Origin of the sequence: Paenibacillus sp. sptzw28 (assembly GCF_019550795.1) — a bacterium.
Classification (GTDB): domain Bacteria; phylum Bacillota; class Bacilli; order Paenibacillales; family Paenibacillaceae; genus Paenibacillus_Z.
The window spans coordinates 1,621,146-1,637,660 of sequence record NZ_CP080545.1 but is presented as its reverse complement, the minus strand read 5'-3'; the positions used below and the strand labels follow the sequence as shown (position 1 = coordinate 1,637,660).

Genomic DNA, 16,515 nt, shown 5'->3' with positions numbered 1-16,515 from the left:
GAAAACGGCGTATTTAAAAAATGACAAATTGAATAAATAACAAGCGTTAACGGCTTTTGCCGTCTTCTGATGGTAAAAGCTCGTTCCGCGGAAACGTCCTTTGCTTCCGGATGAAAAAAGACTCATAATTGTCCAGCGTAAACTCAACAAATGCCATTGGATGACCGAAGGCAGCCGTTCGTTCTGGTCGGCTGCCTTCGATTAAGTTTTTTTATTTAAGTACCGGATGTCAAATTTTATTGAGCAAGGTATCGATCTCGCTTTCATTAAGAGCTCTCGTGTAAATACGGAAGTCATCCACTCATCAATTGAAATACGGATCCGCGAATTGAGAACGGCCGATACAATTTTGTGTGGTGAGCATGGGCTTTATGTAAGTGAAAGCCGACTAGTCTTTAACTTCGTCGGCCTCACTTTATCTATTGAATTTTAGCTAAACCACGATTTGCGCCCACCGGATCAGAATTTCCGCTTGTTCATGCGTAAAGAACTTTCCGGCATGGTCTCTCACTTGATCGATAAAACCATCCATGATGCCTTTAGCGGCTTCGATCTTTCCGCTGTCGGCCTTCTCTTTCGCCAGATCGAGCTTTTGCTTGTACGACTTGGCCACCGATTCCCATGCTTTGTCGCCCGTTTGCTGCAGAAACGCATTCGTCACGGTCTTCAAGCTGTCAAACGTCACCGTTACCGCAAATGTATGGGTAACCGTTGTTTGATGGCCTGCCTCGTCTTCCGCTGTCGCTGTTACCGTATGCTGTCCGGACTCCAGCGTATATGCTTTAACCTGAAGCAGCGGTACGGCGCAAGGCGAGTACGTGACTCCCGACACTGTGTCGGTTGCGTTGCAGGTAATCGCGATCTGTTGATCAATTGTGTAGTACGTATCCCCGGTTACCGTTACTTGAGGAGCCGTTAGATCAATTTTGACCTCGAGCGAGTTCGTTTCCCCAGTACTGACGGAACGGCGGTACTGAACCTTATTCGTTCCCTCTTTATTCAAGATCACAGGCTCACTGTAGGCTAACCAAGTGGTTCCGCCGTCCAGACTGTATTCCGCGATTTTCGCAGGAGACAGTGTCAGCGTGACCGGAGACGTATACCATCCGTTCTTGCCATTCGGCTCGGCAGCATTCAAGGATGCGGTGATATCCTTCCACTGCAGTCCTTCGAGCGCCGCAAGCAGGCTTGCTGCTGCCGCATCGATCTCTTCTTGCGCTGCATCTGCTTTGTTATACACTGATTGAGCTTTCGTTACTTCCGCCTGAAGCGCTTGTACACTCTCCTCTTTGTAGAGTTCGTTGTCAGCAGCGCCGGCTTCTTCCAGCAAGACCGGGATTAAAGTTTTGTCAGTCCACTGTGTTGCCGTACTGTTCATGGCCGCCTGAATTTCTTCAGCGTTCAAGACGTAGTTATAAATGCGGAATTGGTCAATCATGCCGTTATACAGCGGGTCAGGCCACTGGCTTTTGCCGATGTAGTTTACTCTTGGTTTGAAATCGCTCGGCTTGATCGTGAACTTATTATTCTCAGCCTTCAACTGGCCATTTACATACAGCTTCGCCGTACCGGTGCCCAGCGTCACCGCCACATGCACCCATTGGTTGGCGGGCAGCTGCGACGTCTCCACGATTTGTTCGCCGCCGCCGTTCTTGATCGCGAAACGCAGCGTATTGCTGCCCGATCTCGGCGTAAGGAACAGGTAGTCGCTGGTGTTGTTGCCAAAATCGAAAATTCGCTGCCAATTGCCGCCTCCCTTCCAGTACACCCAGGTGGACAAAGTGACGAAGTCGGATGTGGACAACGGGTGCGACGAAGGCAAGGTGACGAAGTTGTCAGTGCCGTTCAGATTGATCGCCTGACCGGTCTTTCCTTCCGCGTAAACAGGTACCCCTGCGACAACCCCGTGAGTCGTCCCGAAAGCATTGTTCGCATTTCCTTCGAACGAGTAGAGCGACATGTGGACAAGAAGCTTCTCGGCCTGATCGAGTTGTGCCGCAAGTTTTGCCTTATCGGCTTCCGGCTTTTGCATCTCCGCTTCAATCCGCTCTACTTCATTCTTGTACAGGTAGTAGCTGCCTTTCGTGTATTCCCCGGCAGGAAGCACATGCAGCTTGACGTTAATGTCCACCGTCCGGCTCGCTTCGAAGCTCCCGTTGCTTACCGTGAAGGTTACCGGATGGCTGCCGTAGTCCGCTTGAGCCGGTGTCCAAGTGAGGATGCCGTTCGCGGAGTCAAACCACGCGCCTGACGGCACATTCGCTGCGCTGTATGTGAACGAAGCGCCTGATGGATCGGATGCGGCCACTTGATATGTGAATAACTGCTTCGCGGTAGCCTCCACCATCGTATCGGGACCGATTACCGGCTGCCCTTTGACGGTGATCTTGACCGTACGGGACGAAGACAAATCGCCGGAAGTGACGGTAAACGTCACCGAATAGATGCCGCTTTGTTCTTTAGCCGGAGTCCATTCGAACGTACGGGTTTCCGCGTTAAACGTTGCCCCTTCCGGCAAACCGGTTGCCCCGTATACAATATTATCCGCATTCGATGCTTGAACCGTGAACGCAAGCCGCTCGCCGGCCAAGACGAATTTGTTGCCAATGGGATCAAGCACCGGCAAGCCGGGAACATATTCCAGTCCATTGAGCGCCGCCAGCAGATCTGCGGAAGCCGCATCCACATCCGCCTGAGTCGCAATGGCGCTCGACGCAACCGATTTTGCATTCGCAACCGACGATTGCAACGCCTCATAACTTTCGGCTGTATAATGATCGGCGACAGCCGCGGCAGCTTCATCCAGCAGCAGCGTGAGCAAGCTATTGTCAAACCATGTCGACGTTTTATTATAGATCGCTATGATCTCGTCAGCGCTCAAGACGGAGTTATAAACGCGGAACTCATCAATTCTGCCGCTAAACAGCGGATCGGCAAATTGGCTCTTCCCGATATAGTTCTTACTTGGCTTGAAGTCGCTCGGTTTGATCGTGACATTCTTATTCTCGGCCTTCAGCTCTCCGTTCACATACAGCTTCGCCGTACCGCTTCCAAGCGTTACCGCCACATGCACCCATTGATTTACGGGGAACTGCGACGTTTCGACAAATTGTTCTCCTCCGCCGTTTTTGATCGCGAAACGCAGCGTGTTATTGCCCGATCTGGGTGTCAGGCTCATATATTGATTCGTGCTGCTGCCAAAATCGAAGATTCGCTGCCACTGGCTGCTTCCATTCCAATTCACCCAAGTTGTAACGGTGATTTGATCGGAAGCGGCCAGGTTATGTGTCGGAGGCAGCGCAACGTAACTGTCCGTGCCGTTCAGTTCGATGGCCTGACCGATCTTTCCGGCCGAATAAGCAGGCGTTCCGGCGACAGTACCGTCGGACGAGCCGAATGTATTGTCTGCATTCCCTTCGAACGAATAAAGCGATGTTGTATGCGGAACAAGCAAATTGCGGGCATAGTAAATTTCGTTGATCAGCGCATCCTCGTCGGCGTCCGGCTTCGCCATTTCCGCCTTGATGCGGCCCAGCTCCTTATGGAACAGGTAGAAGCTGGCCTTCGTATAATCCGAAGCCGGTAAGCTCTCCGCGTACTCCATAACGACTTCAATCTGATCCGCGGAAACTGATGCGGCATAGAACGGCTGAGGCGATCCGTCTCCGTGAACCGGCAGTATCTTGTAGTGCACGCTGCCGTGCCGCAGGCCCGCCTCCTGGTACGAAGTCGCTCTCGAATCCGCAAGAACGAGCTTCCAAGGGGAACCGTCCACCGGCTCCGCCGTACCCGGCTTCAATACCGGATCGGTCTGGCCCGCCGCCGCGTCTGTGGTGCGGTACAAGTTGAACCAGGAAGCCTGCTTCGGTTTGTTCCAGTACAGCGTCGCTTGATCCTGCACTTTGGCAACGAACGGTGTAAGGCTGCCTTGCGGCGTTTCTACTACCGTAACTTCGCTGAACTGTGCTGAATCGGTTGAGACAACGCCGATATAATACGCATAAGTCAACAGGGTAGACATCTTCGTCACATACTTCCAGTCCGTTCCGTCTTTGGAGACGAAAGCGTAGACCGTTTGTGAATCATGGTCGCGCATCAGTTTGACATAAGGATATTCCGCAACCGTGTAGCCTTCGATTTTCGCATTCAGCGGACTTGCGACTTCATTCGTCCATTGATGGAACGATACTCTCGTACGGGTTTGCAGGACAAGGTTCCCGTTCCCGTCCGCGCCAAAATAGATGTAGCGGGCGTTCTCGGACGTGAGCCGGTCACGCATCATGATTCCGCTTGCTTCACCGGATGAGCTCTCGATCTTTGCGCTGATCGAGCTGTTGCCGGAAGCGATCCGGCTTACATAATGAAGCGAATCCTTAATATCCCGTTTATAAATATTGCTGTCATCGCCTTCGCCAAGGCCTGTCCCGCCCACAGCGTCGATCGATATGGACGATCCGTCGATTGCAGCGCTGCCTGACGTCCCGCCGATCCGGTCGTCGCGCCAAAACGTACCCGTGTCACCTGACACCGGAGCCGGCAAATCGGCCTTAGCGCGGTACGAATCTGGGCCTTCGCCGTTCTCGTTTACTGCTGCGACTTTATAATAGTAAACGTTGCCGTTCTGAACCGTTGTATCCTTATAATAATTGCCGGTGACTCCGCTGGCGATAATCTCGTATTCGCCGTCTTCCGTTTCCGAACGTTTAATCGTGTATGATTCCCCGCCCGATGTCGTTTTCCACGAGATGCCCGCGTAGCCGTTGCCTGCAAGCGCATTAACGAAATCAACGTGGAATGGTTTCGGTGCGAGTTCGATATCCGACGCCAGCTTCAACACCATCGCGGTTTTCGGCGCAATGGTCACTTTTCCGTTAACGACCGGAACATTCGTCCCTGTGACAAGGTCGATCACCGTGCTGCCCGAGAAATCGGCCGGCAGCTCAACGTCGAACGTCTTCTTGTTGCCAAAATCATCGCGGGTCGTGTTGAAAATCATAAAATATTTGCCGTATCTCGAAGTCAGCAATTCCGGGTAACCGGAGTACGGGTTATCCACCTCGAAATTATCCCGCTTCACGGTCCCGACGCCCGGCTGATAAGAAACAGGCGATACTTCGCCGGCCAGCGCCTGCGGCACACCGTTCCAAATGGTCCCTCTGTCGGAGTAAATATCCACTTCCATGTTAGGCGCCCGCAAGTAATAATCTTCATACCTGAACACATTGTTGGTGGCGATCTGTACGATATGGTCGTAATTGTCTTTAATAATATGTAGGCGTCCGTTGCTTGTCATACCGCGATTGCGGTAAAACAGCGAGCCCAACATTCTGAAGTCGGCGTCTCTTACCGACACGTACATATTGTCGATATCCGCCCATGCAAACTGCTCGTAGTCGTCAGGATTGACGCCCCGGGCGGCGATTTCTTCAGGCTTGTAAGCATCGAAATCCGTGTGCGGAAGCACAACCTCTGCTAAAGCCTTGCCGCCAAACCGGCTGTAATTGGCCCGGTCGGAAGTGATATATTTGTAAGTTTCCGCTAACCGAAAATCCGGTCCGCTCATCGTTCCTCTGGATCCGAAGTCTTTCGTTTGCAACAGCTGGCGATCCGCAAGCTGCTGCTGCACGTAACCGACCGCTTCCCTCGCATGCTGCCAGTACTCGCCCCACTCCGGACCGTTGTATCTTTGCTCGTTCTTAGCCATCGTCATTTCCAGGGATGCAAACTGAAGCCCCATTCCGCGTCCCACACCCGCACCGTAAGCGATGAAGCCTGGCAAATTCTGATTTCGCTCATCCGTCGCTTGCTCCGCTCTCATCACTCTTCTGCCGCTGCCATCCAATGACGGAATACGGACAAATCCGCGGGCGTGGATCGATTTTAATGCCGCTTTCAGGATTTCGTCGTTCATTTCCTCGTCGCCGGCGTGGTTCAACGTCTTATAGAAATAAGTTACAAGATAGTTGGCCGCCTCTCCATAGTTGGCGACATAACCGTTCTCCCTAGACAGTCCCGCCTCCGTCAAGCCGGTATAATGTTCGCCGTAGGGCAACCGTCTGACGACGTTGCCGTCCGCATTCAGCTTACTCTTCGCAAGCCCTTTGCCGACAATGTGGACGAAGTCATCCGTAAACTGCGCTGCCCCGTCATGATAAAACAACGAATGGTACAAATCCAATTCTTCGCCGCTGGGACCGACCAGCACCTCTTCTCCCAAGAATGGTCTGATCCCCAATGATTCCAGCAGGATTTGATTGCTGCGCTCTTTGCCTTCGTAAAAGCTTGAGCCGATAAGACGCAGCCCTTCGTGAGCCTCCCACGCGCCTACGTACGTATAGTACACCTGGTTATAGATATAAGAAAGCCGTGTACGGGCAAAGTCGAAGTTCGCCTTCAGCACCCGCTCCCACGCTTCGCGGCGCGTCAGCTCGCCCCCGTTCCAGTCCGCGCCTGCAAGAGAGAATTCGCCTTCGACGGTTCCGGTGACGAACGGCTGATCCAGAAACGCGCCCCACGCCGTTTCCCCATAAATCGTGTCGTCTTTGATCAGGTTCTCGACGATGTACAGCGCTTCGCCAAGCGCGCCGTAGTAGCCGCCCCAATCGCCCTGGTGTCCGCCGCGCAGCACCAGTCTCGTATTGCCGTAGTAATCCTTGACATGATTATCGATCGTCTTGAAAATACGCTGAAGCGCCACCTGCTTCTCTTCCGGCGTCTTCGCCGGAGACCAGTCGTACTTGAGCACACTGGCGTAAAACATAAGCTCATCCTGATAGCGGATGATCGACATCTTACCGCCTGCGCTGCCATCCACTTTATTCGATAACGAGTTAAACAGATTGATCTGATCCTGCACGTATGCGTCTATGGTCGCCTGCTTCTCCGCATTCGTCAGATCCGGCGCCAGCATCGTATCCGGATTCTGGTCGGGCATGAATTTGTAGCCCTGCTGCTCTCCATCTACGTTAATATAGGCTGCCGTGTGAGTATAAGCATTGTAATAGCCTCTTGAGGCCGAGTTCATATTCCCGCCCACATGGATCGTTTTGATTGTAATTTCGACCATATTTTTCCCAATCGTTGATTCGAGCGGAAGCATGATCGTATTGTAGTAAAAACGGTTCGGCAATGACCCGCCCTTGTTAAGGGCATCATAATCGCCGTGGTCAACTCCGACTTTCTCGCCGTTAATCATGACCGTACTGAGGTAACCCTTCGAATCTTCCTCCCCCGAAAATTTCACGGTGAAATAGTTGCGTAGATTCGGATCGACCTTCATGGTAAACGTCAGATCCCCGCCTTGCCCTTCAACCGGAAAACGCGGATTCGATACCCGAGCGGGCTCGCCCATAAAGCCGGTGATTACACTTGTAATATCGCCCCTGAAATTGTGAGCGCTTTCAGATACCGCATTACCGAAATTGATGTTATCCAGAAAAGCGTCAGTTGACAGCTCTTCTGCCGCATGCACCACTGTACCCGGCACAGGTCCGAACACCGGTAAAATCAACGCGGCGATCAGGAAAATAATCAAGACCCTTCCGGCTTGTCTTTGCATTTTCTTTACTCGCTTGAATACGCCCCCGCTACTTTGCATTAATTTTTGTCCTCCCTTATCTTTAGCGATAACACTGCCTTCATTGCCTGCATTCCATTCTCCATTCATATCCGTTCTTTCTCCAAAAATGTTCTGAAATCACCTCCTGTAAGGGTATGATGAATCGGCAGCAGATAAATCTGCGCTGACAATCGAACCGGCATTACGCACTTTTTGTGATTGTCCTTTGTAGGGTATGGTTCTCTCCATTTGACCGCTCCTTTGAGTCTTGTTGTAACTGTTTCTATTAATTCAAATATGCCTATCCATGCAAAATTTGAAAAGCTTAACTAAAGATATATTGATTAATAATGAAGCAAACGACGTATTCAAAAAGCGGCAAATTGAATAAATTTCAAAGAAAAAGCTACAAAATAAACGAAAAACCGCCAGCTCCATAAAGGAATCTGGCGGTCAGTGTGCAATCCCCGTCTCCTTTCATTGCGTCAGCGAATCATCCCTTGACCGAACCGAGCAGTACACCTTTAAGGAAAAACCGCTGTGCGAAAGGATACATGACAATCATCGGAATCGAAGCGATGACCATCGCCGCCAGTTCTAGCGTCTTCGCCGATACGAGCTTTTGTCCGCCCGCGCTATTCAGCAGCTGCGACACAACCAGACTGTTTTCTTGAACCAGGCTCACCATATTTTCAACTGCGCGGTTGGACTGAATCAATCTTAGAATCATGTATTGCAACGTCTGCAAGTCGTTTGATTGCGTAAAGTAAAGCGTTGTTGCATAGTCATTCCAAACGCCGACGGCGGTAAATACGGAGAGAGCAGCCAGCACCGGTTTCGAGAGAGGAATGACGATCTGCAAGAAAATCCTGAATTCGCCGGCGCCGTCCATCTTGGCCGATTCGAACAAGGCGTCAGGAATACCTTTATAGTTTGCGTTGAATATGATCACATTCCAGAATCCCCCAAAGAGGGCTGGAATAATATACACGAGATAAGTATCGTACAGCCCCAGCCAATTCATCAGCATGAAAGAAGGAATCAATCCTCCGCTGAAATACATGCTGGTGAAACCGACGATAATATAAAACTTCTTGGCTCTCAAATAAGGCCGCGAGAACGCATAGGCGAACATCGCCGTATACAGGATGGAAACAACAGTCACAATGACCGTTCGTGAGGCGGTAATCCACAACGCCTTGAGAATGCCTGGATCCGCCAGCACCGTCTGCCAACTCGCCCATGTAAACTCTCTCGGCCAAAGAAACACCGGTCCGCGCACCAAATCATCGCCGTTATTCAGGGAGCTGATCAGCGAGAACCAGAACGGATATATGGTCAGGCCCATCAGAACGACCATGGTAAGGACATTGGAATAATGAAATGTGCGTTCTCCGAAGCTCTTGCCACCAACCATCGTATCAATCTCCCCTTAAAACAAGCCTGTTTTCGTTAATTTTTTCGAGAGCATATTCGCTCCAGCCAGCAGCAGAAGCGCGAAAACCGCTTTGGTCAATCCGATCGCCGTCGCCTGGGCAAACTGGAATTGCTGCAAGCCGATTTGATATACATACGTATCGATGACTTGACTCGCTTCCAAGTTCAAGCTGTTCTGAAGTACGTATATTTGTGTGAAGTTGTTATTCAGCATGCCGCTTACTGCAAATATGATCAACACCATCAAGGTCGGCAAAATCCCGGGAATGGTAACATGAATGATCCGTTTCAACCGGCCCGCGCCATCGATTGCGGCGGCTTCATATAAGCTCTGATCGATACCCGCAATGGCCGCCAAGTAAAGAATCGCTCCCCAACCGAGTTCCTTAAGCAGCGAAGTTCCGATTGCCACACCCCAGAAATATGCCGGATCGCCCAGAAACGAAATAGGATTGTCGAAGAATTGCAGCTTCATGAGCAACACATTGACGATTCCGTTCGTGTTCAGCAGCGTAATAAACAGACCGCCGAATATAACCCAGGAAAGAAAATGCGGAAGATAAGTAATCGTTTGGACCAACGATTTGAACTTCGGGTGGCGGATTTCATTCAACAGCAAGGCAAAGCCGAGCGTCACAGGAATTCCCACCAATGCGCCAAGAAGATTGATTCCCAACGTATTTTTCACCATCGGCCAAAACTGGAAGTTTTCGAAAAGACGCGTGAAGTGTTGAAAATTATTCCACGGGCTCGTAAAGATGCCTTGAATACCCATAATTGGCTCGAAGCTCTTGAAAGCCATCAACAATCCGAACATGGGAGTGAAATCAAACAAACAGATCAGAAGCACAGCAGGCCACAACATTACCAGCAGTTCCAACTGTGTCTTTGTATCATAGCCAAACCTGTACCGCTTATGTCTGCGCGACAGCATATCCTCTCCTCCAGTCTAATTGCAGTGCCAAAGCGCGAAATTCCAGACACGCTTTGGCACCGCACTTATCTACGGATGCGATTAGGAGTTGATCCCTTTCACATCGAGCCCGTATTCTTTAAGTTTTTGTTGAACGTACTTGTTTTTTTCCGCGATCAGCTGCTCAATCCCGAGCTTCTTCAGCTGAGTAATCATCTCTTCATACTGTTTTTCAAACTCGGCATCATTTTTGGCCATGACGATCTTGGTGATCTGTGACTCTCTATACGCTTTAATCTGCAGTTCATCGTTGGCGAATTTACTGTCAGGCGGGAATAAATCCCCTGGAAGCCCAAATGCCGCATTGTTATAAATATGGGTTTCCGGCGCCTTTCCGTATGCAGTTTGAACTCTGTTGGCCGTCACCGCTTGAAGATCCGTTTTCTCATTAGGAGGTTGTTGTATGCTCCAAGAGAACGAAGTGTGGTGGAACGGCCAGAAGGCGCTCACTCCTGTCTTCATATATTCCTGGGCATCCTTGATCCCTTGCTCCGTCTTGACCACAAGTCCGTCCTGATCAAGAGTGTAATGAACCCCTTCTATGCCGTATATATGCAGCATCATGCCTTCCCTGCTGCTCATAAAACTGAGCCATTTCGCAACTTTCTCCGGATTTTCGACACTCTTGGAAATATACGTCTTCATCCAGCCTCCGCCCGCCCGTTTGTTTCTCCCGAGCACAGGCTTCGTGCCGGCATCCGACAAGATCGGACCGGGAGATGTCCAGTAGTCGTTAATTTGGAAGGAAGTGTTCGCCGAGTTGCCGATGAAGGAGAACACCCGGCCCGAAGCCATATCCGCCTTGACTGCGGCGTTGTCAACCGTCATTTGGCCCGGATCGAAATAGCCGCCCTTTTGCGCCTTGTAGAGAAACTTCAACGCCAACTTCATTTCAGGAGCAAGCAGTGAGTCTCTAAAGTTACCGTCCTTGTCAACCGGCATGTACCCGAACGAATCCAGCAGGAAACCCACTGTAGGATACATATAACCCTTGCCATCCAAGAGCAACGGAATGACCGGCGCCCCATTGACCTTCAGGTTCATATCCTTGATTTTCTGGTACGCGGCAAGCAGTCCGCTTTCGGTTCTAATATCATCCAGCGTGAGACCGGCCTCTTTCAACAAATTTCCATTGACAACGATGGCCCCGTTGGATATGTATTCGGTCATATCCTTATAAAATTCGCCGGCAGGCGGATATTGCTTTCTCGCGTCCTCCGAACCGATATGGCTCGGGAACGCATAAAAGCCGCCGTCCCGCGCTACGATCGTTTCTTTCACGTCAGCCGGGAAATCTTGTAACAGATGGGATTCCGGATCGTATTTCTTTATGAACTCGTCCAACTCCCAAACCTTGCCGGCCTCAATCAATTTCTTGCCCAACACATCATTCGTTATCGTGATAATGTCGGGAAAATCGCTGCCCGATACGAGCATCAAGTTCAACTTCGTTTCCCCATCCTGCGCCGGAATGTTGAATTCGAAGGTCACACCTGTTTTCTCTGTGATTTTGCCTGTAACAGTGTTCGGATCCGTGCTCCATACGGAAGGCGGATTCCAGAAATCGATCGACGAGAACCACACAAGCTTTGTCGGCTTCCCGGATGCTTCGGCGTTCCCTTCCGAAGTCTCTGTGCCGGACTTCTGTTTATTTGATGTGTTAACGCTTTCATTTCCACCGCTTGTGCCGCATGCGGACAGCAATAGGACCAGCGCCAAAAAAACTGTTAATAACGGCTTTCCTTTCATCTTGAAAAACAACCTCCCCTATTTGCTTTGATTGCTTACACCTTCATATTAGCCTACCGCTCGGACACTCCATATGTTTAGATTTGATACTTTTGGTGTTCTGTTCACGAAGTTATATTTTCCGATACTTACTGGGCGTGATGCCGGAATGTTTCTTAAACAGCTTATTGAAGTGGAAATAATCTTTATACCCGACGCGTTGAACAATTTCGTGTATCGACAGAAAGGGGTCGGACAGCAGTTCCTTTGCCAAGCTCAATCTTCTATTGACAATATAATCGGAATACGTCTTCCCGGTTTCCTTCTTAATGAGTTTGCTAATGTATCCGAGGCTGACCTTGTATTTTTTCGCAAGTTGATTCAAGGAAATTTCTTCCGTGAAATGAGCGTCGATATCCTCGATAATTCTCTTGGCTTCCTCGTTTGATACCGGAATATCCGCTTGGGCGCTCCCGAACATTGCTTTGACCGAGTCAAACATCTGCTCGATCGAACGGTATTGCCGGACAATTTGGTAGTAGTTATAGTACTCAACTTCACTGGCGGTATAGCTGTCACTGTAATACTTGTAAATGAGCGAGACGATCTGATTGTACACATTGGAAACATGATGGATATACAATCGTTGCGATACGCACTCCTCCGACAACTCATCCAATCTTCTATGAATCAGCTCCTGCTTTTGCTCTTTAATCGCAAGTTCAATACTCCAAATCGACTTCGTCAGCTCCGCAGGCATTTCTGATTCCTTATATGCAATGATGCGGCTCTCCGGTTGGCTGAACGCGCTGAAGAGAGAGATATCCGACTCCTGATAAAGCTTGGCGATCGGTGTTGAGAATACTCCTATGTCGCTAATTCCGAGGTTCAGACAATCGTTCGAATGATCCGAAATGAAATTCAAAAAACCGATCGGCTTGTTCAACTCATCATAATTGATCAAGTACGAAAGCTTGTTTTGCCCGGTGCGGAAACGGATTACATTCATTTCATTGCCGTATGGCGCATCATCATGCAATTCCGAAGCAGTTTCAGACGGGTACAAACAACTCACAAACCGGTAATGGGGATACGAGAAGTCGTATCCTTTATTCAGCAAGAAATTTTGAATTTTGATTTTGTTGTCGGGCTCGAATAAATCGAACAGATCGTTTAGCAACAAATCAAATTCCTTCGACTCTTGCTTCTTTTTATCCAACTTCTCTTTTACTCGCTCTATCGTTTTTGACAGTTGTGTTTTGTCGATTTGTTTCAACAAATAGTCAAATGCGCCGAGTTTGAGCGCCTGTTGAGCATAGGCAAATTCGGCGTAGCCGCTGACAAGAATTACCTCTGCTTCTATTTCTTCGTCATGAAGGCGTTCCAATAGCTCTATGCCGTCCAATCCGGGCATCCGGATATCTGAAATGACAACATCCGGTTTTTGTTCTCTGATGGTCTGCAATGCCGATAGTCCGTCATAGGCTTCCCCAATAATAGTAAAGCCCTTGCTCTTCCAATCGATTAGCTTGGCAATGCCGCAGGTTACCAATGGCTCATCGTCCACGATCAATACTCGGTACATAAGCTTCCCCTCCCGCTTCTTCAATGTGTGGGACAATCATCGGAAATGTGATGCAGACGGTCGTGCCTTCATGCAACCGGCTCCATATCTTCATATCCGCCCCATCACCGTAAAACAGCTTCATTCTCCGATAAATGTTCAATAACCCGATTCCTTTTGCCGTGTCTTTATCCAAGAACGCTCCAGAATCGGCATAACGATGAAGCTTGCTCATCAAGTCCGAATAGCGGACCTCATCCATTCCATGTCCGTCATCTTGAATGGTGATCCCGATTTGGCCTTCGTCCATTCTGCAAACCCGGATGTGAACTTTTCCTTTCCCAATTTTTCTCTCCAAACCGTGAAACACCGCATTTTCAACGATGGGCTGCAGCAGCATTTTGAGCATACGTTCCGACATCAATCGTTCGTCGGTGTCGATTTCGATTTGAAATCTTCCTCTGAACCGGAACTCAATGATTTTCGAATATTCGTTCACATGCTCGATTTCTTCCCTCACGGTTACAAAATTGCTTCCCTTCACCGCATAGCGGAACATGTTCGACATGGAAGCGGATATGTCGGCGATCTCCTCAACATCGTAAATTAAAGCGACGGCACGAATGCTTTCCAACGTGTTATACAGAAAGTGCGGATTGATCTGGTTGCGGAATGCGGAAATTTCCATCTGTTTTTTCGCGAGCTCCATTTCATACATTCGCGCTTGGGTCGACTGCACTTGTTTACTTAACATATCGATGTCATCCAGCATGCTGTTCAATTTGGAGCCGAGCACGCCGATTTCATTATGATAAACGACATTGAACCGGCTCTCTCCGCCTTTCTTCGAGAAAGACTTCATAAAATCCATCAGCTCTTTGATCGGTTTCAATATTCGGGAGAAGAAAATGAATAAGAAGATGCACAATATGAAAAACATGATCGAATAAGTGACTATATTGAATCGTTTCACCGTATCCATGTCTTCCAACAGCTCGTTTCTCGGTATCAAGCTGATCAATTTCCATTCCGACCGGGGCAAGGTGATCGTTTGAATGATATAATCCTTCTTATTCTCCCACTGTTTGACATAAAACATGGTTTGACCCGGAGGAAGCGGCCCTTCCGCGGCGATGATATTGTTCATGGCGTCAATCAGCAGCACCTGGGAGTTCGGTGTGATCTTGGCGCTTTTCAGTATCGGGCTGAAATTGGTGGCATCCATAAAAAAACGGCCAATTCCCTTGTATCCCCTTACGAGTCTGTTTTGATCCAATTGATAGATTGGTGTGGAAATGGCATAGAATGACCGCTTGCTGTCCCGATGGTCTGACAGCGGCGTAGTCAATAATCCGGAGTATTCGATCGACTGAATCGGAGACGGAACGGAACGCACGGACCCGCTCCCGATCGACGCGATGATGTTTCCGTCCTTATCGAACAGTTGAATGCCTCTTATATTTTTTTTCAAAGAGACCGCATTCGCGAACATCGACACAACTTCCCGATTCCCCAAGATTCTCTCAAGGTCATCTTCCGTTCCCAAATAGTTTTGAATGGTCGGACTGTAAAAGAGAAAATCGAAGATTCCTTCGATATCCGAATTGAAGCTCACCATCTTCTCCTCGACCTGCAGGAAAATCTTGCTGACCGACTCCGTTACTTTGCGCTCTACAATACGCTTGGCGATCATATCGGAAATAACGAACGATGTAAGCAGGATAAGCAGCATTAATAGGATTAAAAAAATGATTTGCCGGATCAAACTAAGCTTGCGAAATCGACTCATCTTGTTTCACTCCCGCCATGTTTTCAGCCGTTCACCCTCACTGCATCGACGCTTTTCGCTGTACCGTCCCCTTTGTGTTCTCAGGAAACGCGAAAAAACAACCAAAGACTTCCGAGGATATCCCTGAAGTCTTTGGTGCTTGCTTTAATTAAATATTAGTATACTTCGAGCGTCAATAAGAACGACGTACCTTACCACTACCAGATGTCGTCAAACCGCCGACCAGCAGCATCAGCTTTCATCATCCGGCGATAACTTGAGCCCGAAACTCTCGTTCCGGTCACAGGTCAAAAAGCCGTCCAACACATCCAATCTGGCTACCTGTATTGAAGTACGGCGACATTGATAGGTTCCATCATCGATCCCGTTCACCCTTCCGGGATGAGTAAAATAAAAGATATAGGCTTGATCACCCTGGACGACCACGTCTGCGTGATTAGCGATCGTTCCGTCTTCCTCCCGCAAACCTGGCTTGTCAAGAATTCGGCCTTGCCGCTCCCATTTCTCCAAATCATCGGAACGGTAAACGCCTTGTCCCATCCATTCGTCTATGATAAGCCAATAATATCCTTTAAAGTGAAACACATTCGGTCCTTCGTGTTTTGTTTCGGTAATTACCGGTCCAATCGGCTGCCAATCATACAGATCCTTGCTATCCGCAGCGTAGGTATGATTCCACTGTTTAAACCACATCCGAAAGGTGCCGTTCGGCAGACGATACACACAGGCATCGATCACGTTCTCCTCACTAATTCCAAGCGTGGACTCGAACTTCCAACGAATAAGGTCGGGGCTTGTATAATGCCTGATACGAGCCTTGCCCGTCCAATCCTTTGGTACGCCGTGGACATAAGTGACATACATATGGTACAGACCATCATGCCAAATGATTTCAGGCGCCCAGAACGTATTTCTGCCCCAGCCTGTTTCGAGACCTTCCAAGGTTCCCCGGTATAACCAGGTTGATCCGCCATCCGATGAAGAAGCAACACCGAGATCGGTGCCGTGTACCCATCCGAACTTCGGACCTTCCTGCGTTGCCCGGCGATTCGTATAGATCATCCACCATTCCTTTGCTTCCCTGTTCCAGATGAGAACGGGATCGGCAGCTCCGTCATATATTGGATCCCTGAATAAAGGTGCATTCATATATATCCTCCTGTCGTAACGCTATCATAATTCAAGTACCCAGTAATTCAGGGCCCACCCGGCGCAGCACTTCAAGCCGGAAGGCTGTCGGCCACGCCACCAGCCATTCCGAAACGTCGAACGGCAGCAAAATCGAAAGCTTGCACGCCGCGGGCGATTCGCCTCGATAGGTGAACTTCCGCGTCCACTGGACCAATCCTTCCCTTAACTGTTCGAACGTATCGGTTGCTGCGAAGCGTTCATCCTCGAACGTCAAGACGTCTCCGATGGTCCTTTCGCCCAAGTGGAACCTATAGCCGTTGCCATTTTCAAGATGT

General features: G+C 49.5%; 8 protein-coding genes. All 8 read right to left on the bottom strand.

Annotation, left to right across the window (positions count from 1 at the left end):
- Positions 1–433: 433 nt before the first annotated feature.
- Complete coding sequence (locus KZ483_RS07465; RefSeq protein WP_220352042.1) at positions 434–7,666, bottom strand: LamG-like jellyroll fold domain-containing protein; 7,233 nt, start codon at positions 7,664–7,666, stop codon at positions 434–436.
- A gap of 385 nt (positions 7,667–8,051) precedes the next feature.
- The gene (locus KZ483_RS07460; protein ID WP_220352041.1) at positions 8,052–8,975 is read right to left on the bottom strand and encodes a carbohydrate ABC transporter permease; all 924 of its coding nucleotides are present in this window, start codon (positions 8,973–8,975) and stop codon (positions 8,052–8,054) included.
- 15 nt (positions 8,976–8,990) lie between these two features.
- Positions 8,991–9,929: an ABC transporter permease gene (locus KZ483_RS07455; RefSeq protein WP_220352040.1), complete on the bottom strand. Its 939-nt coding sequence runs from the start codon at positions 9,927–9,929 to the stop codon at positions 8,991–8,993.
- 81 nt (positions 9,930–10,010) lie between these two features.
- The gene (locus KZ483_RS07450; protein ID WP_220352039.1) at positions 10,011–11,717 is read right to left on the bottom strand and encodes an extracellular solute-binding protein; all 1,707 of its coding nucleotides are present in this window, start codon (positions 11,715–11,717) and stop codon (positions 10,011–10,013) included.
- Positions 11,718–11,829: 112 nt separating this feature from the next.
- Positions 11,830–13,281, bottom strand: a complete 1,452-nt coding sequence (locus tag KZ483_RS07445) for a response regulator transcription factor (RefSeq protein WP_220352038.1) — start codon at positions 13,279–13,281, stop codon at positions 11,830–11,832.
- The gene (locus tag KZ483_RS07440; RefSeq protein ID WP_220352037.1) at positions 13,253–15,049 is read right to left on the bottom strand and encodes a sensor histidine kinase; all 1,797 of its coding nucleotides are present in this window, start codon (positions 15,047–15,049) and stop codon (positions 13,253–13,255) included. The genes KZ483_RS07445 and KZ483_RS07440 overlap by 29 nt, the downstream gene beginning before the upstream one ends.
- A gap of 231 nt (positions 15,050–15,280) precedes the next feature.
- The gene (locus KZ483_RS07435; protein ID WP_220352036.1) at positions 15,281–16,198 is read right to left on the bottom strand and encodes a glycoside hydrolase family protein; all 918 of its coding nucleotides are present in this window, start codon (positions 16,196–16,198) and stop codon (positions 15,281–15,283) included.
- A 31-nt stretch (positions 16,199–16,229) separates the two neighbouring features.
- Positions 16,230–16,481, bottom strand: coding sequence for a hypothetical protein (locus tag KZ483_RS28375; RefSeq protein WP_258881576.1), 252 nt, complete (start codon positions 16,479–16,481; stop codon positions 16,230–16,232).
- Positions 16,482–16,515 lie beyond the last annotated feature (34 nt).